21 protein-coding genes are annotated in these 25,374 nt (G+C 50.8%); 11 read left to right on the top strand and 10 right to left on the bottom strand.

The window, feature by feature from the left end; all coding sequences use genetic code 11:
- Positions 1-137: 137 nt before the first annotated feature.
- The 6 genes from dcuC (at position 138) to ACZND6_RS03580 (ending at position 7,768) form a co-directional block, all read left to right on the top strand.
- Positions 138-1,406, top strand: a complete 1,269-nt coding sequence (dcuC, locus tag ACZND6_RS03605; RefSeq protein WP_293736973.1) for a C4-dicarboxylate transporter DcuC — start codon at positions 138-140, stop codon at positions 1,404-1,406.
- Positions 1,407-1,472: 66 nt separating this feature from the next.
- Positions 1,473-2,468 (top strand): asparaginase, encoded by a 996-nt coding sequence (locus tag ACZND6_RS03600; RefSeq protein ID WP_293736974.1) that lies wholly within the window; start codon positions 1,473-1,475, stop codon positions 2,466-2,468.
- 34 nt (positions 2,469-2,502) lie between these two features.
- Positions 2,503-3,909: an amidohydrolase family protein gene (locus ACZND6_RS03595; RefSeq protein WP_293736975.1), complete on the top strand. Its 1,407-nt coding sequence runs from the start codon at positions 2,503-2,505 to the stop codon at positions 3,907-3,909.
- A gap of 179 nt (positions 3,910-4,088) precedes the next feature.
- Positions 4,089-5,405, top strand: a complete 1,317-nt coding sequence (locus tag ACZND6_RS03590; RefSeq protein ID WP_293736976.1) for a M20/M25/M40 family metallo-hydrolase — start codon at positions 4,089-4,091, stop codon at positions 5,403-5,405.
- 227 nt (positions 5,406-5,632) lie between these two features.
- Positions 5,633-7,156, top strand: a complete 1,524-nt coding sequence (locus ACZND6_RS03585; protein ID WP_293736977.1) for an alanine/glycine:cation symporter family protein — start codon at positions 5,633-5,635, stop codon at positions 7,154-7,156.
- A gap of 99 nt (positions 7,157-7,255) precedes the next feature.
- Positions 7,256-7,768 (top strand): Tat pathway signal protein, encoded by a 513-nt coding sequence (locus ACZND6_RS03580; RefSeq protein ID WP_293737048.1) that lies wholly within the window; start codon positions 7,256-7,258, stop codon positions 7,766-7,768.
- 11 nt (positions 7,769-7,779) lie between these two features.
- Here ACZND6_RS03580 and miaA read toward each other — a convergent pair whose 3' ends face one another.
- The gene (gene miaA, locus ACZND6_RS03575; RefSeq protein ID WP_293736978.1) at positions 7,780-8,721 is read right to left on the bottom strand and encodes a tRNA (adenosine(37)-N6)-dimethylallyltransferase MiaA; all 942 of its coding nucleotides are present in this window, start codon (positions 8,719-8,721) and stop codon (positions 7,780-7,782) included.
- Positions 8,722-8,723: 2 nt separating this feature from the next.
- Complete coding sequence (gene mutL, locus ACZND6_RS03570; RefSeq protein ID WP_293736979.1) at positions 8,724-10,622, bottom strand: DNA mismatch repair endonuclease MutL; 1,899 nt, start codon at positions 10,620-10,622, stop codon at positions 8,724-8,726.
- A 174-nt stretch (positions 10,623-10,796) separates the two neighbouring features.
- Here mutL and ACZND6_RS03565 point away from each other — a divergent pair, with 174 nt between their 5' ends.
- Positions 10,797-11,450, top strand: a complete 654-nt coding sequence (locus ACZND6_RS03565; RefSeq protein ID WP_300873902.1) for a VTT domain-containing protein — start codon at positions 10,797-10,799, stop codon at positions 11,448-11,450.
- Positions 11,451-11,605: 155 nt separating this feature from the next.
- Here the strand turns inward: ACZND6_RS03565 and ACZND6_RS03560 are convergent, their stop codons facing one another.
- Complete coding sequence (locus ACZND6_RS03560) at positions 11,606-12,064, bottom strand: hypothetical protein (protein ID WP_293736981.1); 459 nt, start codon at positions 12,062-12,064, stop codon at positions 11,606-11,608.
- A 108-nt stretch (positions 12,065-12,172) separates the two neighbouring features.
- Between ACZND6_RS03560 and ACZND6_RS03555 the strand changes: the two genes are divergently transcribed.
- Positions 12,173-12,826, top strand: a complete 654-nt coding sequence (locus ACZND6_RS03555; RefSeq protein WP_370748533.1) for a VTT domain-containing protein — start codon at positions 12,173-12,175, stop codon at positions 12,824-12,826.
- 176 nt (positions 12,827-13,002) lie between these two features.
- Here ACZND6_RS03555 and ACZND6_RS03550 read toward each other — a convergent pair whose 3' ends face one another.
- From ACZND6_RS03550 to tkt, 3 genes are all read right to left on the bottom strand, one after another.
- Positions 13,003-14,202 carry a phosphoglycerate kinase gene (locus ACZND6_RS03550; RefSeq protein WP_293185856.1) on the bottom strand — a complete coding sequence of 400 codons (1,200 nt, stop codon included), beginning with the start codon at positions 14,200-14,202 and terminating at the stop codon, positions 13,003-13,005.
- 63 nt (positions 14,203-14,265) lie between these two features.
- Positions 14,266-15,279 (bottom strand): type I glyceraldehyde-3-phosphate dehydrogenase, encoded by a 1,014-nt coding sequence (gap, locus tag ACZND6_RS03545; RefSeq protein WP_046448451.1) that lies wholly within the window; start codon positions 15,277-15,279, stop codon positions 14,266-14,268.
- 2 nt (positions 15,280-15,281) lie between these two features.
- Positions 15,282-17,300 (bottom strand): transketolase, encoded by a 2,019-nt coding sequence (gene tkt / locus ACZND6_RS03540; protein ID WP_293185860.1) that lies wholly within the window; start codon positions 17,298-17,300, stop codon positions 15,282-15,284.
- 180 nt (positions 17,301-17,480) lie between these two features.
- On the opposite strand from tkt, the gene ACZND6_RS03535 reads away from it, so the two are divergent.
- Positions 17,481-18,191, top strand: a complete 711-nt coding sequence (locus ACZND6_RS03535; protein ID WP_293736983.1) for a 16S rRNA (uracil(1498)-N(3))-methyltransferase — start codon at positions 17,481-17,483, stop codon at positions 18,189-18,191.
- A gap of 9 nt (positions 18,192-18,200) precedes the next feature.
- Here ACZND6_RS03535 and ACZND6_RS03530 read toward each other — a convergent pair whose 3' ends face one another.
- Positions 18,201-19,112 (bottom strand): transglycosylase SLT domain-containing protein, encoded by a 912-nt coding sequence (locus tag ACZND6_RS03530; RefSeq protein WP_293736984.1) that lies wholly within the window; start codon positions 19,110-19,112, stop codon positions 18,201-18,203.
- 121 nt (positions 19,113-19,233) lie between these two features.
- Here ACZND6_RS03530 and ACZND6_RS03525 point away from each other — a divergent pair, with 121 nt between their 5' ends.
- Positions 19,234-19,926 carry a Crp/Fnr family transcriptional regulator gene (locus ACZND6_RS03525; RefSeq protein ID WP_293736985.1) on the top strand — a complete coding sequence of 231 codons (693 nt, stop codon included), beginning with the start codon at positions 19,234-19,236 and terminating at the stop codon, positions 19,924-19,926.
- On the opposite strand, the gene ACZND6_RS03520 is transcribed toward ACZND6_RS03525, so the two are convergent.
- Entirely contained in the window at positions 19,923-21,113 is a 1,191-nt protein-coding gene (locus tag ACZND6_RS03520; RefSeq protein ID WP_293736986.1) for an MFS transporter, read from the bottom strand. The two genes, ACZND6_RS03525 and ACZND6_RS03520, sit on opposite strands and share 4 nt — an antisense overlap.
- 177 nt (positions 21,114-21,290) lie before the next feature.
- Here ACZND6_RS03520 and ACZND6_RS03515 point away from each other — a divergent pair, with 177 nt between their 5' ends.
- Positions 21,291-22,406 (top strand): DUF1848 domain-containing protein, encoded by a 1,116-nt coding sequence (locus ACZND6_RS03515; RefSeq protein WP_489524396.1) that lies wholly within the window; start codon positions 21,291-21,293, stop codon positions 22,404-22,406.
- Positions 22,407-22,463: 57 nt separating this feature from the next.
- On the opposite strand, the gene ACZND6_RS03510 is transcribed toward ACZND6_RS03515, so the two are convergent.
- Positions 22,464-23,957: an FAD-dependent oxidoreductase gene (locus tag ACZND6_RS03510; RefSeq protein WP_418941168.1), complete on the bottom strand. Its 1,494-nt coding sequence runs from the start codon at positions 23,955-23,957 to the stop codon at positions 22,464-22,466.
- 216 nt (positions 23,958-24,173) lie between these two features.
- Entirely contained in the window at positions 24,174-25,367 is a 1,194-nt protein-coding gene (locus ACZND6_RS03505; protein ID WP_022100427.1) for a histidine-type phosphatase, read from the bottom strand.
- Positions 25,368-25,374: the final 7 nt, after the last annotated feature.

The raw sequence follows: 25,374 nt of genomic DNA, 5'->3' as shown, positions 1-25,374 counted from the left end.
ACAATTACAAATCATAAAGTATTCCAACGCGGCATAGATTTTATTCTTCGGTTTCCGAAGCCTGATCCTAAAATATTGGTATAGCCTCAAACCACAAAGAGGTTTCCAACCAAAATTCCCATAAAAAGGAGAAAACTATGCCAATCACAGGCTGGATTGCCATCCTCGTCCTGATCGTCATGTGCTACATGCTGATCAAACAGTACGAAACCCGTATGGTGCTGTTCGGAGGCGGTTTCATTCTCTGCTGTATTTCCCTCGCCCCAATGGCCGGCTTAAACGCCTTTGCCAAAACCATGACCAACGGTGCTTTGATCACGGCCATCTGCTCGGCTACCGGATTTGCCTATTGCGTTACCTATACAGAGTGCGACCGTTCCTTAGTGCATTATCTGACGCGTCCGATCCGCAACTTCGGCATCCTGATGATTCCGATCACCTCGCTGCTTACCTTTGCGATCAACATCGCTATTCCCTCAGCTGCCGGTGTGGGCGCCGTTGTCGGTACGACCTTGATTCCTCTGCTGCTTAGAGCAGGCTTCAAACCGGCCGCCGCTGCAGCAGCCGTCCTGATGGGCACCACCGGTTCTCTACTTTCTCCGGGCTTGTCTCACAACGCCTATGTTTCCGACATGGCTCATATGTCCATCATGGACCTGATCAGCTATCACGGCATCTACTCCCTGATGATCGGTGTGGTCGGCGCCGTTGGCCTGTGCATTGTCTGCTGGGTTTTGGGCGACAACAAAGGCGAAAAAATGGCGGAAGCCAACCCTGCCGCCGATGCAGAAACGTCCTCCTTTAAGCCGAGCCCCATCAAGGCTTTCGTTCCGCTGATCCCGATCATCCTCATGCTCGTGTTCACGTTCTGGATTCCCTCGGTCAAGATGGGCGTTGCACCAGCCATGCTGATCGGTACGATTGTCTGCCTGATCGTTGCTATGTGCGACCCGCAGCAGTTCTCCAAGCAGTTCTTCAAAGGTATGGGCGACTCCTACGGCAGCATCATGGGCATCATCATTGCCGCCGGCGTGCTGGCTGCGGGCTTAACCGCTTCCGGGTTAATTAAAGGCCTCATCGCTTTGATGGTTCAGTCCAAGGAAATTGCACAGTGGGGCGGCTCGATCGGACCATTCGTCCTCTCCGTTCTGATGGGCAGCGGCGACGCAGGCGCCATGGCCTTCAACAGTGCCGTCACTCCGCATGCTCAGGAATTCGGTATGCAGATCCACAGCCTCGGCTCTCTGGCTTTCTTAGCAGGCGCTGCCGGCCGCACGGCTTCCCCGATTGCCGGCATCACCATTCTTGTTGCCGGCTTGGCTAAGGCCAATCCTTTTGACGTTGCAAAGAGAACCTTCCTTCCGATGGTTGTTGCAGTTATTCTTCTTGCCATCTTTATGAGGTAAGAAGCTCTCCCCGGCGCGGGAAGGGCTTCCTTTCCGCGCTCTATTTTTCGGACATACGAGACCGCTATGAAAAAAACGAAAATCGCCGTCATCGGAACCGGAGGCACCATCGTCAGCAGCGGTGCAAATGCAACGCAAATGACGGGCTACAGCATCACGGATGCCGACATTCATACAATTGTGACGGCTCTGCCTGAGCTTAATGACATCGCTGAAATCGCTACTTTCTCTGTTTTCAATATCGGTTCGAGCAACATCAAGCTCTCCAACTGGCTGGAGCTCGTGTGTCTGATCAACAAACTTTCCAAGGAAAACTTTGACGGTTTTGTCGTAACACACGGCACCGACACGATGGAAGAAACCGCATTCTTTGCGAATCTGACATTAAAGACTGAGAAACCTGTTGTCTTTACCGGCTCCATGAAACCGGCTACAGCGGTTTCCGCCGACGGTCCTTTAAACCTTCTAAATGCCGTCCGTTTGGCGGGTTCTCCTAAAGCGGCCGGTAAAGGCGTTCTCGTTTCGCTTAACGGCACGATTCACGGAGCACGTGACGTCGTCAAAACCAACACCGTTGCCGTAGAAACCTTCAAGTCTCCGAACAGCGGCCCGCTCGGATACATCATCGGGGATCAGATTGATTTCCTGACCGAATCCGTCAAGCCGCATACACTGCGGTCCTGCTTCGAAGTCGGAGAAACAGACACCGCTGACGAATATCCGAGAGTCTGTGCACTTCTTTGCTGCGCCGACCAAAACCCGGACTTGCTCGAGGCGGCCGTTGACAAGGGCTTCCACGGTATTGTTTTGAGCTGCACGGGCAACGGTTCGGTTCCTTTGGTTTTCGAACCCGTCCTTCAGGAGGCTAAAGATGTCATCTGCGTCCGCTCCAGCCGAACCGGCAGCGGCCCTGTAACGGAGGGGATGACGCGGTGGCAACTCAACGGTATTATTCCCTCAGGAACCTTAAATCCTCAAAAAGCAAGAATCCTGCTTCAGTTAAGCCTTAAGAAGTTCGGGCCCGATCAGGAAAAAATTAAAGAGATCTTCAAAACATATTGATCTGCCTTTGATCAATTAATCCTAAGGAGAAAACATGTACGACTTACTTCTCAAGAATGCTTGGGTCGTCGATCCCCTGAATTCCGTCAACGGCATTGCCGATGTCGCCATTCAGGACGGCAAAATTGCCAAGGTCCAGCGCGACATTTCGGAAGAAGCTAAAGAAGTCATCGACTTCACCGGCAAAACCCTTCAGCCCGGTATTATTGACAGCCATGTCCACCTCGGTGAAATGTGGGGCTCTCCCTTTGGCCCGAGAATGCTGGCAATGAACGGTGTCACGACCTGTCTGGACATGGCCGGTCCTCTGGACAACATCCTCGACAACGTTCCTGAATACGGCGTCGGCATTAACATGGCAATTCTCCAGTTTGCCTCTCCTCCCTTCACTTTCAAAGATGCCAATCCTTCCCAGCAGGAAATGATCGACTTGATCGATAAATCTCTGGAAGAAGGCGCGCTTGGCGTCAAACTCCTCGGCGGTCACTATCCGCTCGAACCGGAAGTTTCTTCTCTGCTGATCCGCACCGCTCTCGAACGCAGAGCCTACGTTGCCTGGCATGCCGGTACAACTAAGAACGGCTCCAACATCAACGGCATGATTGAAGCAGTCAAGATGGCTGACGGCTATCCGATGCATTTAGCTCATATCAATGCTTACTGCCGCGGCGCCATCAAAGACGCCATGGAAGAAACAGCCATTGCAATTGATCTGCTCAAAGCTAATCCCAACATCTTCTGCGAAAGCTATGTCTCTCCGAAGAACGGCACTCGTCTGACATGCGATAAGGACGGCAAGATCCAGTCCAAAGTGACCGGCAACTGCCTGAGAGCCTTCGGCTTCACAGAAGACAAAGACGGTGTGAGAGCCGCACTCTTAGCCGGAAAAGCCTTCGTGGTTTATGACGCCGGCGGTTACTCCGATCTGATGACCGGTGAAGAAGCACTTCGCCGCTGGGAAGCTGCAGACACGAATGTGGGCGGAAGCTTCAATATCAATCCTCCGCTGCCCCGTATCGCCTTGGCTCAGACCAAACGCGACGACGGCTCCTTCGTCGTTGATGCGATCTCCACGGACGGCGGCTGCATTCCTCGCAACGTCATCCTCTCTCAGGGCTTATCTCTCGTAAAACTCGATATTCTGAGTCTCAGCGAGTTTGCTCAGAAGACCTCTTTGAACCCGGCTCGTATGCTTCGTCTGGCAAACAAAGGTCACCTCTCTGTCGGCGCAGACGCAGACATCACAGTGTACGACTTCGCAACACAGATGCCGGTGGCTTCCTTTATTGAAGGCCGCAAGGTTCTCTTCAACGGAGAATTGGTCTCCAAGGGCGCAACGGTCATTTGTACCGAACACGGCAAGGACGCCATTGAAAAACGCGGCATGAAGGCCATCGTTGTCGATCCCGGCAAGCAGATCGAACGTATCTCTGCCCTCTAAAAAGTTTTGCTTGCAGTACCGAGCGGAGCTCCGAAAGGACTCCGCTCTTTTTATTTCGGCCCGCAGATGCTTCTCTAATCATTTCTCCAAAGATTTCTCAGAAACTTTCCCTCGCTTATCCATTGTTGTTTTCCCACCTTCCCATAATTGCAACTTTCTGAAACAATTGAGGATTATGGGTGACTCAAGGCGCCCTGCTTTTTATCGAACAACCTCAAAGGAAAGATATGACCGATCCGCGTCCCGTCTGCACAGAAAAAACACAAGACATTATCAAAACCCTGCGCTCTAACGCTCAGGTCGAGGCAGCCCTCGAACTGGCCGTCAAGCAGCAGGAAAAGCGCATTGCCGACCAGATCATTTTGACTGAAACTCCCGCCCCTCCCTTCCATGAAGAAGAAAGAGCAAAGGTTCTTCTCGGCATGTTCAAACAGTACGGTTTGACGGATGTCAAACAGGACGCCATCGGCAACGTCATCGGCCGCAGAAAGGGCACTGGCAGCGGTCCTACGCTCGTCATGGGCGCCCATATCGACACCGTCTTTCCGGCCGGTACCGACTGCAAAGTTCACAGAGACGGAGACGTCTACGCCGCACCCGGAATCTCCGATGACGCGGCCGGTTTAGCCTCCATGCTGCAGGTTATCCGCTGCCTGAACGAAAACAACATTGAAACCGTCGGCGACATCGTCTTCGTCGGCACATTAGGTGAAGAAGGCAACGGCGACTTACGCGGCTGCAAAGCGCTCTTCAAAGAAAAGAACGACTATGACGGCATGATCGCTATCGACTCCGCCAACGTTCACCGCATCCTGCGCGGCGCCGTCGGCTGCAAACGCTTCCGCATTATTTTCGAAGGCCCCGGCGGCCACAGCCTCCACAAGTTCGGTATCGTCGGCTCTGCTATCCACGGCCTGTCCCGCGCTATCGTCCGTGTTGACGAACTCAAAGTTCCGACCGATCCGAAGTGCACCTTCAACTTCGGCGTGATCAAGGGCGGTACCAGCGTCAACGCCATTGCCGCACGCGCTGAAGCCGAACTCGACATCCGCAGCTTCAATCAGCCTGCGCTCGAAGCTTTCGTTAAGACCGTTCTTGAAACCATTGAAGCCGCCTGCGACGAAGAAAATATGCGCTGGGGTCTTGAAGGCGACGGCATGGTCTCCCTGAAGATCGAACAGATCGGTGACCGTCCTGCCGGCATGAACGCCGATGACGCCTCCGTCATCCAGGCTGCTTACGGTTCTCTCTTGTCCTTAGGCATTTCTTTGGATAAATACACACTGGCCGCAACAGACCAGAACGTGCCTCTTTTCTACGGCCTGCCGGCTACGACGCTCGGCGCCGGCGGCACGGAAGAAAACAACCATGCTCTGTCCGAACGCTGGAATGCCAAAGACGCTTTCCAAGGTCCTCAGGTCGCCTTCCTGACCGCTCTGACTCTTGTCGGCATGAAGGGCGTTTCCGAACCGATCCTTGAGAAAGTCCAGCATTAATTTGCTGTAACATTTCGGAGCTGAATCCAATTCAGCTCTCGACCGAAGCCGGGTCCGCCCGGCTTTTGTTTTGTCCATATAACGCAAAAAAACCGAGATAATTGAAATTTTTGCGGGATTTTTATTTGAAAAATCAAAAAAAAACTAATTTTTGTGTCGTGAACTTGATTTAATTTGCGGTACCTTATTTTTATGCAATAACTTTAAAGCCTTCGGAGTTTGGCCAAATGGAATCATTTATTAATACCGTCAACGGAATTGTCTGGTCCCCGGCATTGGTTTGCCTTTGCCTCGGCGCCGGTCTTTTCCTCTCTCTGCGCGGCGGTTTCTTACAACTCAGACATCTTAAACATATGTGGCAGCTGCTCTTTCAGCCGAAAGACAACGTCACCGGTGTTTCCTCTTTTCAAGCTTTGTCCATGACCCTTGCAGGTCGTGTCGGTACGGGCAACATCGCCGGCGTGGCAACTGCCATTACGTTCGGCGGCCCCGGCGCCATCTTCTGGATGTGGATGGTTGCATTCCTCGGCGCCTCTTCTGCTTTCGTCGAATCCACACTCGGTCAGGTCTATAAAGAAAAAATCAACGGTGAATACCGAGGCGGCCCTGCTTTCTACATTGAACGCGGCTTAGGCATCAAGTGGTTTGCCTGGCTCTTCGCGATTGTTACCATCTTCTCCTGCGGCCTCTTCCTTCCCGGCGTGCAGGCTAATGCAATTGCAACCTCCATGGAAAACGCCTTCGGCATCGCTCCGGCAATTTCCGCGGGCTTCATCGCAGCTCTGCTCTCCTTCATTGTGTTCGGCGGCTTAAAGAGAATCGCAGCCTTCACAACACTGGTCGTGCCCTTCATGGCTCAGGCCTATGTGATTTTCTCTCTAGTCATCGTATTCATGCACGTTGACCTGCTGGACGACGTCCTTGTGCTCATCGTCAAGAGCGCCTTCGGTGTAGACGCTGCTTTCGGCGCCATCATCGGTCTGGCAGTCTCCTGGGGTGTCAAACGCGGCATCTACTCTAATGAAGCAGGCCAAGGTACCGGCCCTCACGCTTCTTCCGCAGCTTCCGTCAGCCACCCGGCAAAACAAGGGTTGGTTCAGGCCTTCTCTGTCTACGTTGACACGCTGCTCGTTTGCTCTGCCACTGCTTTCATGATCCTCATCACCGGAAGCTATAACGTTGTCGGTCCCGACAATGCCCCGATGTTCATCGGTCTGAAAGACGTCGCCACAGGTCCTGCCTACACCCAGGCTGCGGTTGAAGGCTTAATGCCCGGATTCGGACAGGCATTCGTTGCCATCGCTCTGTTCTTCTTTGCCTTCACAACGATCCTTTCTTATTACTACATTTCAGAAACCAACGTTTCCTACATCAATAGAAAACTACACCGTCCGTTCTTATTCTTCATCCTCAAGCTGTTTGTCATGGGCTCCTGCATCTTCGGCGCCGTTAAAACGGCGGATCTGGCATGGGCCGTGGGCGACATCGGCGTCGGTCTGATGGCTTGGCTGAACATCATCGCCATTTTGCTGCTGAACAAGAAGGCATTCCTCTGCTTGCGCGACTATGAAAAGCAGCTTGCTATCGGTCTTGACCCGGTTTTCCACCCGGAAAAACTCGGCATCAAGAACGCCAATTACTGGGTCGGCGAGCGTGCAGAAGAGATCCGCGATAAGGAACGCGCAAAACTCAACAACGGCTCCCGACAAGACTTGGAAGGCAATGTTTTGAACGTTGCATCAGGTAATTAGCACCTCTGAGTGTTTGTTCTAAAAGCGTCGGTCATCCGGCGCTTTTTTCATGCTAAAAGCACTAAAATGAGAAATACTTTGTTACAAACAATCCTAAGGATGATCATCGTGCTAAGAAGAAAATTTTTCGCTTTCACTTCAGCCGTTGCCGCCTGCGCAACTTTTGTCTGCCTTCCTGCAACCGCTGCTGATTTCACCTGCCCCTACTTTTCTTTACCGCTGACCGGTGACTGGGCTCAGCAGAAAATGCAGCCGGGCTCTGTCCCACCGAATACCTTCGCAACTTTATTCGCCAGCCGTAAGGCAGGGGAAGGCGTGCTCATCACCGTCATTCCTTCGGACAAAGCTCCGAAAGAAGCCGCTCAAATCATGGCAAACAACTACAAGCAGCAGGGAATGAGAGTTCTCGGCAATCCGGTTCAGATTCCGGGACAGAATGCTTATCGCTTTACTTATGTCAGTGCCAACAACAAGATGCACGCGATTGTGTTCATTTCCGGAAACGGAAAACACCTCGCCAATGTTTCTGTTCTCGGCAGACACGGAACAGGCGGCTTAGCCTTATTGAAAGGTCTGACCTCTAAAGAAGACAAACTCTTCCCGAAGTTCTAAGCCACTAAAACTTAATTTTGCAAGCCGGACAAAATTTGTTCGGCTTCTTTTTTGAGCACGGCCAAAGAAGCATCTTTTTCATCAGGATTGAGCAGCTGCGTGTTCTGCATAGAGCGCATCCATGTCATCTGGCGTTTTGCCAGCTGTCTGGTTGCAGCAATTCCCGCTTCTTTGAACGCATCAAAGGTCGCCAAACCAGAAAGGTAGTTCCATGCCTGACGATACCCGACCGACCGCATACTCGGAAGGTCGGCATGCATGCCCGGCATAGCCATTAAATTTTTTACTTCCTCTAAGAAGCCGTTTTTAATCATCAGCTCAAAACGTTCTGCAATCCTCGCGTGAAGCACTGCTCGGTCCGGAGGAAGCAGCGCGTAGGAGCTGAGGTTCAGAAGCGGCTCTCCTTTTTGAGCCGTAAGTTCTGAGATCGGTTTACCTGTCATCTCAAAAACTTCCAGAGCCCTTGTAATGCGCTGGGTATCTGCCGGCGCCAAACGATCGGCGGTTTTAGGATCAACCTCTTTTAACCTTTCATAAAGGGCCGGCAAGCCTTTTTCACTCAGTTCTGCACCGATCTTTTCGCGAACCGCCGGATCGGTTGCCGGAAGCGGAGAAAGACCTTCTCTAACGGCCTTGGCATAGAGCATGGTTCCGCCCACAATCAGAGGTACTTTTCCGCGATTTCGGATTTCCTCAACAAGTCTTACGCAGTCCTGTGCAAAATCAGCCGCAGAATAACTTTCCGTCGGTTCAATGATGTCGATGAGATGATGCGGAACCGCTGCTAGCTCTTCTTTTGTCGGCTTAGCCGTACCGATATCCATGTGCCGATAGACCAAGGCAGAATCGATCGAAATGATCTCACTGGGAACTTCTTCGGCTAAGCGAAGCGCCAATGCAGTCTTGCCGCTGGCCGTCGGGCCCAACAATAAAATGGCCTGAGAATTCGACATCTTCACTTACCTCTCATAAAGAAACTGTCTAGCTCTTTAGCGGTCAGCTGAACCCAGGTCGGACGTCCGTGATTACATTCGTCTGCGCGATCCGTCTGTTCCATTTGCCGCAGAATCGCGTCCATTTCCTCTATCGTCAGAATGCGATTCACGCGAACCGCAGCATGACAGGCCATTCGAGAGAGGACTTCGTTGCGCTTCTCCGTCATTGCCGTGCTCTTCCCATATTCACGGAAGTCATCGAGCACCTCACGCACAATCGTTGGGCCGGCCTGAGAAATTTGATTGATCATCAACTGAGGAACGCTTCGAAGGCTCAGCTGGTTCGGCCCGACAGCACTTAATTCCAATCCCAGCTGCTCCAATTCCTCACGAGCATCTTCAAAGGTCGCCATCTGCTCAGTGGTTACGGTAAAGACAAGAGGAATGAGCATATCCTGCATCGGCATCTTGCGCTCATCAAAACTCTTCTTGAGACGCTCGTAAAGGATACGTTCATGAGCGGCATGCATATCAACTAAAACCATGCCGGCTGAGTTCTCAGCAATAATGAACGTTCCGCAGACTTGTCCGACAGCCCGTCCGAGCGGCTGAAGTCCTTTCGGTACTTCTACTGCAGGTTTGGATGTGATATTCGTTGTGGAGAGGCTTGCCTGATCCACCTTCATAGCTGCAATCGTCGTCGGAAAGGAGTTCTGGAAGCTCTTAGGCCGCGGGGATGAGAAATCCAAATAAGCTTCTGTATTCGCCCTCGAAGGCTTAGGCTGTGCATACTTGAACTGAGACGGATTGACTGAAGGAGCGGCCGCCGGAGCCTCGGCAGGAGCCTGAGCAGAGGCATCTCGCGGAGAGGACGGCAGAGCCGTGTCCATAATTTCTCCGCTAGAAGGATCCACAATGGTCGTCCTGGCTAGGGCTTCCTCAACTGCATGGAAGATAAATTGATGAACAGCCTGAGAGTCTCTCATGCGCACCTCGCTCTTGGTCGGGTGTACGTTCACGTCAACCTTGTGCGGATCCATCTGAAGGAAAAGGCAATAGCTGGGTTGGCTCGATCCGTGCAGCACGTCTTGGTAAGCCATCCGAACGCCGTGCGACAAAACCTTATCCCGAACGAATCGGCCGTTGACATAGAAATACTGACAGTCGGCACGGCTGCGTGCAGCGGTTGGAAGACACACCCAGCCGTAAAGCCGAAGAGCCGGCGCCTTGGCATCCAATGCGCGGTGGGCATCTCTAAAGTCTCGGGGCATCAGACGCGTCAATCGTTCTTCAATAGAAGAGGCCGGAAGATTGATAATCGCTTTCCCGTTTGCGACAAACAAAAAGGCAACCTCAGGATAGGCCAAAGCAATGCGCTCAATTACCGTTTGGCAATGAGCGGCCTCCGTGCCTTCGCTCTTTAAAAACTTGCGGCGTGCCGGAGTTTTATAGAAGAGATCAGCAACTTCAATTCGTGTGCCCTTATTGCCGGACGCTGCAGATATCTCCCCGTCGGCAATGCTAAAGGCATCTTCCCCGGCAACTCTGGAAATCACTTTCATGTCAGAGACACTTGCGATCGAGGCAAGCGCTTCTCCGCGGAACCCAAGCGAGCTCACACTTTCGAGTTCATCCAGATTGGAAACCTTGCTTGTTGCATGCCGCTTAACAGCTAAAGCAAGCTGATCCTTCGGAATACCGCAGCCGTTATCCGAGACAACGATGCGCTTGATGCCGCCGCCTTCGATGCGGACTTCAACCGAGTCGGCACCGGCGTCGATGGCGTTTTCGACCAGTTCCTTAACAACGGACGCGGGTCGTTCAACCACTTCACCGGCTGCAATCTGACTAATTAACTGATCCGAGAGCTCCTGAATTTTTCTTTCAGGACGCTTTGCTTCCAATGTTGTGTCTTCCATGTGATTCGTCTTTCTGTTCGTCTCTTCACGGTGAGAGCATGTTTTCTAACCTTATAGCAGTCGCGATCGGCCTGCAAGAGCTCCACTCGCCGAATCCTCAGACTACTTTGGGCAATTCGGTTCTATGCGTCCTAATGCCTTTTCTACAATCAAGTTCAATAGTCGAGGAAAACAATGGACTTATTTACCGCATTCTTAGAAATGTTCCGCAACAGCGATCAATTCATTGCTCATATGTCTGCGGAATACGGCATCTATGTGTATCTATTTCTCTTTACGGTCTATTTTCTAGAGACCGGAATCGTCATTTGCGCCCTGCTCCCCGGCGATTCGCTTATCTTTGTCTCGGGCGCTGCCAGTGCAGCCGGCATCCTCGACCCGTTTGGTGCGTTCTTCGCCATAGCCCTCGGCGCCTGTTTCGGGAACACCGTGGCCTACGCCATAGGGTACTACCTTGGCAATAAGATCTATGACGGCTCTATTAAATGGATTGATCAGCAGCAGATGGCAAAGACTCAAGCCTTCTTTGCCAAACACGGAAAGCTCACGATCGTCCTTGCTCGTTTCGTTCCGATCATTCGCTCCTTTGCTCCGCTGGTTGCCGGCGCCGCAAAAATGAATCGACTGAACTTCGAGGTCAGCGGAACGGTAGGTGCTGTTCTTTGGGCCGGCATCATTCTCTCAGCCGGACATCTTTTCGGAAACATTCCCCTTATCAAAGACAATCTTTCTCTCATCCTTGTCGGTGGTATCGTTCTCGGTCTGGCTCCCTTTGTGATCGGTTATATCGTTAAGAAGTGGAGACAGCATCCGGATCCGAAAAACTGATCCTTATCTTCACGAACAAAACGCCGATGTATTTTCTGACACACCGGCGTTTTTAGTTTGCCAACTTAGTCCAAACGAACCACCGTGCAGGGCTGTCCGGTAGACGGATTGTCAATATCGACGTTGATCCGGACTTTGATTTCTTTTTCGTCTTTCTAAGAAGAAAGGTCGGCATTTTCGATCACATGGCAGTGATGCGCTTCGCAGTTCTTATCTATTGAGACGTGAGTCGGACCGCTTTGACCTAAACCGTGGGAATCAATGATGACGAAAAGCGGCTTGAGTTCAAAGATTTTTTCTAAGGTGTCTTTAGAAACGAAAGTTTCTTTCTTGAAGTATTCCGGAGATCCATAGCCGTTTGTCTCGTGATTTACCGTGTGCAGGACAAGTGCTTTACCTTCGAGGGTGCCGAGTTCTGCCAACGTCTCGACATCTGGCATGCCGTCCTTGCAGGCTAAAACTACCGCTGAAATCTCATACTCAGGTTTCTCAGGTGCACAGGTGCAGCAGTCAAGATGCGTACCGATATGACCTGTGGAAGACATCTTGCCGATTTCTATGAGATGGTCGAAAACTTTCTTCTTTCCTACAGGATCGAGGTGAAGGTTAACCATTTCTTTTCCAAAGCAAAACAGAGAGACTTCTAATTTCCGACTTGTTTTTTCAGTGTCCTTTTCAACAATTCCGCTACAATTTCGATCCATTGACTACAGAAAAAGAAAATGGACTTTCTGACACTTACTTTGGAACTGTTCCGCAATGCGGATCACTTCATCATGTACATTGCACAAACCTACGGCTGGTGGGTCTATCTTGTGCTCTTCATGATCTTCTACAGCGAAACCGGCATCGTCATTTGTGCCTTTCTCCCGGGTGACTCTCTCCTATTCATCGCCGGTGCGGCTGCCGCAGCAGGTGCTTTGAATCCCTGGCTCCTCATCGTCATCATTTCTCTCGGTGCGATCCTCGGAAACACAACGAACTTCTATATCGGCAATTGGCTCGGCAATAAGATTTACGACGGCTCCATTAGCTGGATTGACCAAGATGCCCTGAGAAAAACGCATGACTTCTACGAGAAACACGGCGGCAAAACGATTGTGCTCGCCCGTTTCGTACCGATCGTCCGTTCATTTGCCCCGTTGGTTGCCGGTGCTGCCAAGATGAATCCGCTGCGTTTTGAGCTGTACAGCGGCGGCGGTGCCATTGTGTGGGTCGGCGGCATCGTTCTTTCCGGCTACCTCTTCGGCAACATCCCGTTCATCAAGAACAATCTTTCTTTGATTCTGGTTGTCGGTATCCTTGCCGCTCTGGTTCCCTTCTCCTGCGCGCTTCTTGTTCAGCTTTGGAGAAAGTACGTTTTAAAACAGCATTAACCTGCTAGGACAGAAATCTGTTCAAAAAGCCGCCTCAGTTTTGATGGCGGCTTTTGTTTTGTCACGTTTAAAAGTTTTCCTATTTCTATTAAGTCCAAAATCAGGCAATCCTTTTGTCAAAAAACAAAGCCTGCCGATTTTGAAATCGACAGGCCCTGCTGCATCAGAGGAAAAGATTATTTCGTTCTTTCTTGAAGCGCTGCGATGGCAGGCAATGTCTTGCCTTCAAGGAACTCAAGGAAAGCACCGCCGCCGGTGGAGATATAGGAAACTTTCTCTGCCACGTTAAAGGCTTTGGCTGCAGCAATCGTATCGCCGCCGCCGACGATCGTGAAAGCACCGTTAGCAGTAGCTTCAGCAACTTTTTCAGCGAGGTCGCGGGTACCTTCTTTGAAGTTGTCCATTTCGAAAACGCCGACCGGACCGTTCCAGATGATCGTCTTAGCATCTTTCAGGTATTCAGCGAGCATCTTGCTGGTCTTCGGACCGATATCGAGGATCATTTCGTCTGCTTCGATATCGTCAAGATCACAGATTCTGAAGCCGGCGTCATAACCGATATGATGTGCCACGACAACGTCAACCGGAAGAGGAAGATGACCGCCTTTCTCTTTCATGATCTTCATGACTTCTTTGCATTCACCGACAAGTGCAGGTTCGGCCAAAGAAGTACCGATGTGATGACCCTGAGCCAGAAGGAAAGTATTGGCAATACCGCCGCCGACAATCAAAGTGTCAACCAGCGGAGCCAGATGCTTCAAAATAGTCAGCTTGGTGGAAACTTTAGAGCCGCCGACGATAGCAACCAGCGGACGCTTGGCTTCGGCAACCGCCTTAGTCAAAGCCTTAATTTCTTTGGCCAGCAGAGGACCGGCACAGGCGACTTCAGCTTCGCGGGCCAAACCGTCAGTAGTAGCCTGAGCACGGTGAGCCGTTCCGAAAGCGTCGTTAACGTAGATATCGCAAAGCTTTGCCATCTTCTTAACGAGTTCGGGATCGTTCTTCTTCTCACCGACGTTGCCGCGGCAGTTTTCAAGAATTACGACTTCACCGGGCTTAACGTCCACGCCGTCGAGCCATTCTTTTTCAAAACGGATCGGCATGCCGAGCATCTTGCCGAAAGTTTCGGCAACTTTTGCCAGGCTGTCCTGTTCGGTGAGTTCGCCTTCCTTAGGACGACCTAAGTGAGAGCAAACCATCACGCCGGCCCCGCCTTTCAGAGCCATCTTCACGGCAGGCATGGATTCTTTCAAGCGATGATCGTCAGTAACGTTGCCTTCTGCATCGCGGGGAACATTCATGTCGGCACGAATAAAAACACGCTTCCCTTCAAGCGCGCCTTCATTGACCAATTCTTCAAGTGTTTTGACTTTCATGGATCTTCTTTCCTGTTAGACCAAACCCCGACGAAGCGGGGTTTGATCAATTATTTTTAAGAATTACTTCGCGTTGTACATTGCAACGGCGGTGTCGAGCATTCTGCAGGAGAAGCCCCACTCGTTGTCATACCAAGCAACAGCCTTCACCAGCGTACCGTCGATAACCTTAGTCAGGGTGGCATCGAAGATAGAGGAGAAGGAAGTGTGGTTGAAGTCGGAAGAAACCAGCGGCAGTTCGTTGTAGCCGAGAATGCCTTTGAGTTCAGGGCTTTCGGAAGCTTCAAGAATGATCTTGTTGACTTCTTCAACGGTTGTCGGACGCTTGGCGTTGAAAGTAAGGTCGGCAACGGAAACGTTCAGAGTCGGAACGCGCATGGCGTAGCCGTCCAGCTTGCCCTTCAGTTCGGGAATCACAACACCGACGGCTTTAGCGGCACCGGTCTTTGTCGGGATGATGTTGTCGGCAGCGGCACGAGCACGGCGCAGATCTTTGTGCTTAACGTCGGTGAGAACCTGATCGTTTGTGAAAGCGTGGATGGTGGTCATCATGCCGTCAACAATGCCGAGTTTGTCCATCAAAGGCTTAACGAACGGGCACATGCAGTTGGTTGTGCAGGAAGCGTTGGAAACAACGACGTCGCTTGCCTTGAGAACATTCTGGTTCACGCCGTAAACAACGGTGGCGTCAACGTCCTTGCCGGGAGCGGAAATCAAAACTTTCTTGGCGCCGGCTTCAATGTGCTGCATTGCGCCTTCTTTATCGCGGAATGCACCGGTGCATTCGAGAACGATATCGATGTCCAGATCTTTCCAAGGAAGCTTCTTCGGATCACGTTCGGAGCACATGAAAATGCGGTCTCCGTTCACGACCAGATGACCGTCGTCCCAATAAACGTCACCGTTGAACTTGCCGTGTGTTGTGTCGAACTTGGTCAGATGAACGGTGGCTTCGGGTTTTGCAGTATCGTTAATGGCAACGATCTTGACGTCCGGCCATTTATTTTCTTCATAAAAAGCACGGAGGACGTTTCGACCGATGCGGCCGTAACCGGTAATAGCAACTCGAATGGTCATGTTTATTTTCCTTGAGAAAGAACTTGCTGAACAGTTTCAACAACGTTATCGACGGTGAAACCAAAAAGTTTAAAGAGTTCGGAAGCGGGGGCAGACTCGCCGAAATGATCCAGGCCGATAACAGTACCGGCGCCGCGGATGTACTTCCACCAGCCGTCGGTTCTGCCGGCTTCGATGGCGACAACAGGTCTGCCTTCGCCTAAGACGAAGTCGCGATATTCCTTGTCCTGACGATCAAAGACTGTCGTAGAGGGCATAGAAACGAGTCGTGTCTGGATGTTCATCGCCAAAAGCTGCTTGCGGGCCTCTGCTGCCAGGGCAACTTCGCTGCCGGTAGCAACCAAGGTCACTTCAACGGAAGAAGGACCGTTCGGAGCTTCAAGCATGATGTAGCCGCCCTTTTCCATGTCATCGACATTGATCTCGTCGCGTTCAACGAACGGAAGGTTCTGACGGCTGAAGATCAGGGAAGAAGGACCGTCCTGGCGGGAAATTGCGCAGGCCCAGGCTGTAAGTGTTTCGCAGGTATCGGCAGGACGCCAGACATCCATGTTCGGAATGATGCGCAGGCTTTCTGTCTGTTCGATCGGCTGATGTGTCGGACCGTCTTCACCGACACCGATGGAGTCGTGTGTAAAGACGAAGATAGAGCGCAGCTTCATCAGTGCGGCCATTCTCAGTGCATTGCGGCCGTAGTCTGCGAAGGTAAGGAAGGTAGCGCCGTACGGGATGAATCCGCCGTACAAAGCGATGCCGTTCAGGATGGCGCACATGCCGAATTCACGGACACCGTAGTTAATATGGCGTCCGAGATAAGTATCGGGTCTCATGGCCTGAACCCCTTCCCAGTTGGTCAGGTTGGAGCTTGTGAGGTCAGCAGAGCCGCCGAGCAGTTCGGGCAGATGCGGTGCGTAAGCGTTCAAAGCCATCTGGCTGGCCTTGCGGGTCGCGACTGTCTTGGCTTCGCCGGCTGCATTGACGATGGCTTCAAGAATCACATCATCCCAGTTTTCCGGCAGCTGGCCTTTCATGCGGCGTTCTAATTCAGCCGCTTTAGCCGGGAAGGCTTCTGCATAACGGCGATATTTTTCAAGCCATGCCTCTTCCATTTCGGCACCGGCCTGACGAGCGTCGAATGCTTCGTAAATTTCCTGAGGAATTTCAAAGGGAGCGTATTCCCAGCCCAGAGCTTTCTTAGCTTCAGCAAGCTCTTCGTCTCCCAGAGGAGAACCGTGCGCTTTGTTTGTGCCTGCGCGGTTGGGAGAACCGAATCCGATAACCGTCTTGCAGTCGATCAATGTCGGCTTGTCGGATTTCTTAGCTTCTTCAATAGCTTCGGAAACAGCCTCGATGTCGTGGCCGTCGATCGGACCGATCACGTTCCAGTTATAGGACTCGAAGCGCTCGCGAACGTTTTCGCCGAACCAGTTTTCGATCTTGCCGTCGATGGAAATACCGTTGTCATCGTACAGAGCGATGAGTTTGTTGAGTTTCCAAACACCGGCCAAAGAGCAGACTTCGTGAGAAATGCCTTCCATCAAGCAGCCGTCACCTAAGAATGCATAGGTGTAGTTGTTGATGATGTCATAGCCCTCTTCGTTGAATTCGGCCGCCAGCATTTTCTCAGCCAAAGCCATCCCGACAGCGTTGGCAATCCCTTGTCCAAGCGGACCGGTTGATGTTTCAACGCCTGACGTCACTCCGATTTCGGGGTGTCCCGGCGTCTTGCTGTGAAGTTGGCGAAAGTTCTTCAGATCATCAATTGTGAGGTCGTAGCCTGCCAGATGAAGCAATGCATACTGGAGCATAGATCCGTGACCGTTGGAAAGAAGAAAACGGTCGCGGCCGAGCCATTTAGGATCAGAAGGATTGTGACGAAGGTGTTTAGTCCAAAGGGCGACAGCAATGTCTGCCATACCCATCGGCATTCCGGGGTGACCGGAGTTTGCTTTTTGGACTGCATCCATGGCCAATGCGCGAACGGCGTTGGCCATTGTCTTACTGGAGACGGAAGAGGACATAGTCAATATGGTCTAAATAAGAAAAATCCCGAAATCCGGGCTTAATAATCAGTGTAATTCTACCAACTCTAAGCCCTTATCGAAATCAGCTGTTTAGCCGAAAAACCCTCCTTATTTTCCTTAATAATCCGCCAATTGCTTTATCATTTTGTATTCCTCTGAAAGCACTTTTAACAAAACATGCCCCGCTTTTACTATTTTTTCAATTCCGCTGACACTGAAGCACCGCTTGTTCTGCCGCCCGAAGCCGTACACCATGCGATGCGGGTTCTGCGCATGAGGCAGGGTGACGCGGTAGAAGTATTCAATGGAAAAGGCTGTGCTGTTAAAGGGACGATCCGTTTTGCAACAGATTTCGCAGAAGTAATTCCTCAGGAAGTCATCATGCAGCCTCGGGGGCTGAAGCTTGTCCTCATGCAGGCGCTCGTTGCCAACGAAAAAATGGATTGGATTATTGAAAAGGCTTGCGAACTCGGCTATGCCGAGATTGCCGTTTTCCCTTCAGATCGCGGCGAAGTGCGCCTTACCGGAGAAAAAGCTGTAAAACGAGTTGAGCGATGGAACAAAATTGCAGTTTCTGCCTGTCAGCAATGCGGGGAGAACTATCTTCCCAACATCCGCTTCTGTACAAGTCTTAAAGAAGCTGCAGCCTATGCTGAAGGTCTCAAGTTCGTTTTAAGTCCAGTCGGTAAAACTTACGATTCTTCAGAAGTACCCGCGGCGGTCACCTTTGCTATAGGACCTGAAGGCGGTTTGTCACCTAAAGAAATCGAGATATTGGTCGACGACGGCTTTTATAGCCGCAAGCTCGGCAGCCGGGTCCTAAGAACAGAAACGGCAGCTATTGCTGCCGCCTCCTTTGCTCAAACTTTGTGGGGCGACTTTCGTTAAGCCTTTAGATTAGGCCGAACCGCTTTCGGAAGAACCGGACGTCTGTTTCGGCTTGTAACTTTCGGTCATCGCACGGGCCAAGTTAGCGCCGTAGGTCGCAAAAACCGGACCGTCTCTGTAGTTCTCAGGGAACTTGCTCGGCGCACGAGCCTGAATCTTTGCCGCTTCTACCTGACCGCTGGCAGCCAGACGAAGATGGTTTCTCATAGAGAGAACCTTGCGGCTGTACCCGCCGTCGTGAGAATGCTTAGCAGCACCGACGTAGTACTTCAATGCGCCCTTCAGAGAGCCGGTCTTATTCAGATATTCTTTAAGAATCTGGGTACCGACTTCAATTCCGGCTTCCACTTCATGAACGGCTTTAAGACCGCCGAACTCTTTGAAGCGTTTGGCATGCACTTTGGCGTGAACCTGCATCAGACCTTTCGCACCGACAGAGCTGCCAGCCTTCGGGTCAAAAGAGGATTCAGTCGCAATAACTGCCAAAATCAACAAAGGGTCAACGTCGTGGTTTTTACCGGAAATAAACGCCTGCTCTACAATTTCAGCCGCATCTTCGCGATCTACGCGATAATGCTCTGCGATAAAACGAGCGGCATTGGTTTCCATTCGATCAATGACCTGCTCCTCGGTTTCGAACGGCTTAGTCAAATCTTCGCGTTCGAAATTGGAGTAGCTCAAAGATTTAACCTTCAGCGGAGGCTCGGCCTGGGGAGTTTTAGAGTCGGCAACAGTCTTCGGAGAAGAAACTGTCAATGCATTTTGTGTGTCGAGCGAGCCCAATCCCAACAAAAAGACCAATGCCAGCGTCATGGACGCAGCAACCTTTTTGCCCCGGAAAACAGGTTCTTCCTTACAAGCGCGTAGGACGGAAAAAGCGCCTCTATGTGTTTGTTTTTTAAACTGCTGGTTTTTAGTCATCCCGTAATAGTGCCTTTGACAGATTTGTTTGTCTATCGTTTACTAGGTGTTAATACGTGACTGACTGTTAAAAACTTCTCGCCAGTGCAAAAATGATTATGCACCCATTAAGTACTTAAATATGCGACAAATTTTCAAAACCCACCCCTGGGTTCCGCCTAAAGAGTTACCCGAGACGCAGGAATTATTCCGCAAATACGGGGTTCCCGGCTCTATTCGGCCGGGTCATCTGCTCAAGGGCAAAGGCGAACCCTCCAAGCTCTACCTCATCACCAAAGGGGCCGCAGCTTACTATGTTGCAGATCGTTACAAAAGTCATCCGAGCGTTTTGAGTTTATTGATTCCCGGATGCTCAGCATGCGACCTTTCCGTCATCACAGGGGATCGGGTAAATGTCACAACTCGTGCGATCGGACCGTGCGAAGTGCTGATTATGCAGCCGCATGTTTTAACCGACCTGATGAAAAATAACAGTGAGTTTGCCGCCAAGGAAGCCGCGCATGTAACGCGTAAGCAGGAATGCTCTATTGAAGCAATGGTTGCTAATTTCACGCTGGAGCCGGCAGAGCGTTTGAGACGCTTTCTCAAAGTGCTCTTGATCAACTATGACGTCCCGATCTCGGATACCGAGTGGAACCGAATTCCGTTGGATTTGACCAATGAGCAGTACGGAGCCGTCGTCAATCTGACTCGTGTCTCAGTGAGCCGAATCTTCTCCGATTGGATCAGTAAAGGACTCTTGTATAAGAGCGGCCGCAACGTCTACGTTAAAGCTAAGCTCTTTGAAAACATCTACGACTGGTGGACGGATTAGTCCGGTCCCACCGTTTCTTCCGCTTTAGAGATTGAAAAGAGGAAAGCAAACAACACCATCAGGACCATGGCAATCACGGCACAAGCGCGTACGGCGACGACAGCCGTGAAATGCTCGGAGGCGAACCCTAATATCAGCTGCCCGACGGGCACCAGCCCGAGCATCACTGCCAAATACATCGCCGAAAAACGCCCGCGGTAGATATCCGGCGCCTTACACTGCACAAGATTATTTGCTGCCGCCAAGGCAAAAGTCAGGGCACCGCCCGCTACTAAAGCGCAGAGCCACTGTGAAGTAACGGTCTCCAGCGCCGGCAGTACGACAAAGGCAATACACGTGACCCAGCCCCCCGTCCAGACTGTTGTCACATGATGAATAATGCGGCGGTTTCTCTGCATAAGGACGGCCGCAGCGACTGCGCCGAATCCCAAACCGGAGGACATAGAGCCGAAGCTCATCAATTCACTGCCCTTCAGCGAAATTGCAGGAAGAAGAGCTACAGCAGGCATCACCAAAATAGAGAGGCATGCCACCTGAGGCAAAACTTCTCGAAGAATGGGATAAGTCATGAAGAGCTGGCGAGATGTCACGCCCACACTTTCTTCGCGCTCTTCGCTCGTTGTTCGATTCGGTATTTTGACAACTGCCATCACAGCGATCATCGGGATGAAGCAGATCGCATTCATCGCGAAACACCAGGTAGCAGAAAAACTTTCAATAATGAAAACCGCCAACATCGGTGCAATGGAGCGTGCCACGTTCATCACCAGTGACTGCCGAGCCACAGCTTGAGAAACCGTCTCTCCAGTTTCGACCAGCATGGAATGCATAGACGGGCCGTCGATAGAGGTCACGATACCGAAAATCAATGCCAATACGGCCAAGTTATAAGGATTGAGATGGTCGGAAAAAGACAGAAATGCTGTGAGTGCTGCAATGACACAGCCGATAGTCTGTGTAATTAAGAGAATATGGTGCCGATGAAAACGGTCGGCCATGGAACCGGCCACCGGTGCCAGCGGTAAAGAAGGCAGCGCGGACAATAAGGCAATCGCGCTCAGCCAAAGTGGAGAATGCGTCTGAGTCCAGACAACCCACGACAGTGCCATGCCGTGGACAAATCGTCCGAGAGTGGAAAAGCTGTACGCTCCCCAAAAGTATCTTCTCGCGGCTATCAGTGGTGTCATGGTTTCCTCATTTTCTTACGAGGCCATTGTAATTTGGTCTCCTAGATAAGTGTTAACCGAAGTGATCCGAAGCGAGCGTTGTCTTTAGAGGTATTGAATCCGCCGAGACTCCAACGTAAAGTAATCGATAATCGACATTACTAATCAGATTAAGAAGGCTAGGAATAAGAGCACCAGATGCCGGCAGAAAAAGTTGATATTGTCACCGATAACGGTACTAAAGTGAAGGCAATTGCTCCAGTAATTGTCTCGGCCAGCCGTTCGACGGACATTCCGGCTTACTTTCCGAAATGGTTCGTATCAAGATTTAACGGCGGCCGAGGCTACGTTAAATGGTTCAATCCGTTCAATCAAAAGCCGGTTTACGTTTCTTTCGAAAAAACCAAAGTTATCGTCTTTTGGAGCAAGAATCCTAAACCTTTTATTCCTTATCGTCCGCAGCTCGATGCGGCCGGTGTTCATTACTATTTTCAATTCACGCTGAACGACTATCACCAGGAAAATCTTGAGCCGAATGTACCGTCTGTTGAGAGCCGCATTCGAACCTTCAAGAAGCTGGCCTCTGTGATCGGGCCGGAAAGAGTCGTATGGCGTTTCGATCCTGTGCTATTTACTAAAGCGCTTACGCCAAGAGAAGTAGCTACCAGGATTTTCAAAATCAGCAAAGAGCTTAAAGGCTGCACCCATCGACTGGTATTTAGTTTCATTGACATCAAGTCGTACAAAAAGGTTCAAAGAAACCTCCTTAAGGATTCTGAGCATTTTGCTGCTCAATACGATTCAGCTTCTATTGAGGATGCTGAATCCTCAGCCGAACAAGTTGAAGAATTTGCAGGATACCTTTCGAAGATTCGTTCTTATTGGCAGGAGCGCGGCTGGGACTTGGAAATTTGCGTCTGCGCTGAGAAATTTGATCTGTCTCATCACGGAATATTGCCGAGTAAATGCATTGATGCTCAGCTCATGCTCAAGCTTTTCGGTAATGATCCGGCAGTAACCTACTACCTCACAAAAGCACCAACTGAAAAGTCGTTTGAGATCGATCAATTGGATTTGTTCAGTGCTCTCCCGACCAAAAAGAAAAAGATCATCACGATTAAGAAGGATCCCAGACAGCGCGAAGAATGCGGATGTGTAGAAAGCAAAGATATCGGAATGTATAACACTTGCCTGCACGGCTGTGTCTATTGCTACGCAAATACTGCTCCGGAATTGGCGCTCAAAAATTTTGAACGGAGAAAGAACCATCCTTTGGCCGAAAGTATCTTCATTCCAGATTTTCCTGAAGCCTAAGCGCAGAAAAGCCGCCCGAAGGCGGCTTTCTTACTAGTCCTTAGTACTGACTAAGGATTATTTTTTGCCAAGGTTGTGATCTTTAACGGCGCTTTCAGCAGCGATACGGCCGGAGTTAACTGCGAAACCAATTGTGGAGCCTGCCATTAGCAAGTCATAAGAGTCACCGTACATACCGCCGACATCGGAACCGGCTGCGTAGAGGTTCGGGATAGCCTTGTCTTTATCTGTGACAACCTGCAGACGGTCGTTAACCTTAATACCGCCCAGAGTTCCCAAAGAGGACGCTACACTCTTGATGGCGTAGTATGGGCCTTGTTTGACCGGGAAGATGTACTGCGGATCCTTAGCAAACAGAGCGTCATGGCGCTGTTCGGCAGCCTTGTTGTATTGTTCAACACTGGCTTTCAGAACAGCAGTATCCATACCTGTCTTTTTGGCGAGTTCGTCAAGCGTATTAGCTTTAACAGCCCAGCCTGCCTGTTCTGCAGCCGGCCATTCTTTTTCGAAGTTAGTCAGTTTTGCTCCGATCGGAACCATAACGCCGACACCTTGGACAATACCGTCGTGCTTCATAGAGTCAAGGTTCTTGTTGTCATAGACAACCCACATCTGACCGCCGATTCTTTCAAGAGCATTACCGGCAGCGGGCCAGTCGCCCATAATGGTTTCGTCGCAGAAACGTTCGCCGTTCGGAGTCAGCCAAAGATGAGGCTGTTTGGCAGTAGCAGAAACATGGTTCGTTGTGGAAACTGCACGGGGGCCCGGACGATAGGACTGCTGAACTTCTAAGCCTTCTTTACCGCCGCCGGCAGACCAAGCCATCTGGATACCGACACCGTTCTTACCGGTCTGAGCAATACCGTCAGTGTTCGGGAAGCGTGTGTACTTCTTCATCATTTCGGGATTGTCAGCAAAACCGCCGGTAGCGATAATCACGGCTTTAGCGTGGATGTTGAGCGTATTGCCGTCTTTATCTTTAGCAACAACGCCGGCAACTGTGCCGTCTTTGCCGAAAATCAGTTTTTCAGCAGGAGTGTTCAGGAGAACCTGCATGCCGTATTCGTCTTTGCCCTTCTTCTGAAGGGCGTTAATCCAGCCAGCGCCGCGGCCCTGATAAATGTGCCATGTGTAGAGGCCGCCCGGATAGTTGGTGGTCAGTTTTTCGAACTTAACTCCGTGTTTCTGCATCCATTCGACTGTATCTGCAGATTTATCGACGAAGGCACGAACCAGACGGGCATTGCTGCGCCAGTGACCGTAGTTCATGATCTTCTTGAAGGCTTCGTCTTTGGTAAGAGGAATGTAGTAGTCGCGCTGCATCTTGGAACCTACAGCGAAAATACCTTCGGAGAAGTTACCAGTTCCACCGACCATACCTTTCTTTTCAAGGCCGATGACTTTAGCGCCCTGTTCGGCTGCGGCGAATGCGGCGGCGGTGCCGGCGGCACCCTGACCGACCACGACGACGTCTGTTATGATGTTTTTTTCAGCTGCATAAGGAAGAGAAGAGAATGCAGCAAGCACTGCAACAGCAATCAGCTTTTTCATGTTTGTTTTCTCCGTGTTTTGAGTGTAGTTTGCCGCTATTTGCGGCGGTGTGTTTTTTGTTATCAAGTCCGTCTGAATCGTGGTTTAAGGCGGTCTTGTTAAGTGTTATTGTGCGGTAATTGCACCTCGGCTGTCAGTATCATCCGATACACAAAAAACTCCTGAAATGTATCTCGTGATACATTTTCAGGAGTATTCCTAAGTTAAGTCAGTTGATTATTTTCGATTTTCGTACTTGTCGTCCGCTATACAGTTCGACTGAAGTCTGCGGCCATATGTCGTCTTCCATTCATCGAACTTCGTTCCGCGGGGAAGAATCTCGAAATCATCGGTTGGCTGAGTCACCCTCTCTGCATGAATTTGTTCGGGTGATAACGCCGAATAAAACACACGGATTTCCGGCTGTCCGTTAACGGACCATTTCTCAAAGGTCAGATAACCGCCCGGCGTATTTTCGTTCTGATCTCTTCCAGGAAGTTTCCAGTTCAAATCAAAAATTTCGCCGAGGTTAGCCAAGTTCGTGTCATGCCCGATAAGATAGGTGTATTTAGGACCGTGATCGAGGCTCTCAATAATCTTGTTCGCTAAAGCCGAACCTTTGTAACGAGCAACTTCCATATCTCGATTAAGCGCAGAAAATACAGCAACGCGTATCGGCATGAGACGCAGTATTCCGTTCCAATCCAATTGGTCCCAAGCGACCTTCTTTTCAGGATTTTGGCCCCACTCCAAAGCAAAGATCTCGGTAATGCTCGAGCAATCGTACGGTGCTCCCTTAAAGCCAACTTTATATTTACTGACCTTTGCACGCATCGGCCCCGTAAACTCATGTCCCGTTAGTTTCGAGATCCCAGCCATTTGAGCCGCAAACTTTTCGTTGATCCCGACAACTTTTTGGGTGAGTTTTTCTTCGAGCTCTTTGGGATCGTCAATTCGACAGACTTTCGCCTTCAGCGGAGAAAAAATCGCTGAATGTTCGGAACTCGTGACCTTAACTTTATAACCACAGGTCGGATAGAGGCCCTCATTTAAAGCCTCGGCTGTTTTGCGTGTTCGTTCATCAACGTCTGCAATGATTTGAACGTCTTCCGGCTTCGGACAGACCCCGTAGGTAAAAGGAGCGCGACTGCGATTGAGTTTCCACGTGGCTTTGACAAGATAAAAACCGCGAGATGTGAGCAATCCAGGAGCAACGGGCCAAGCCGGCCACTTCTTATCTGACCAACCGTGCAGTTTTTCTGCAGATTGAGTCGGAGAACGCACACCGTGGCGTGAAACTACAACGACATTGAGAAGCTCTTCTGTATGGGGAATCGCTTGCAAAACGTCGGAGGGAGTTTCTGCATGCGCATTGGATAAAAGAACCGCAGCAGAAAGTAGGCACAAAGAAGCGCAGATTTTTGCTTTCATTCAGATT

This window comes from Parasutterella sp., from assembly GCF_057870745.1.
The sequence above is the reverse complement of the archived record's forward strand: the minus strand, read 5'-3'. Positions and strand labels throughout refer to the sequence as shown.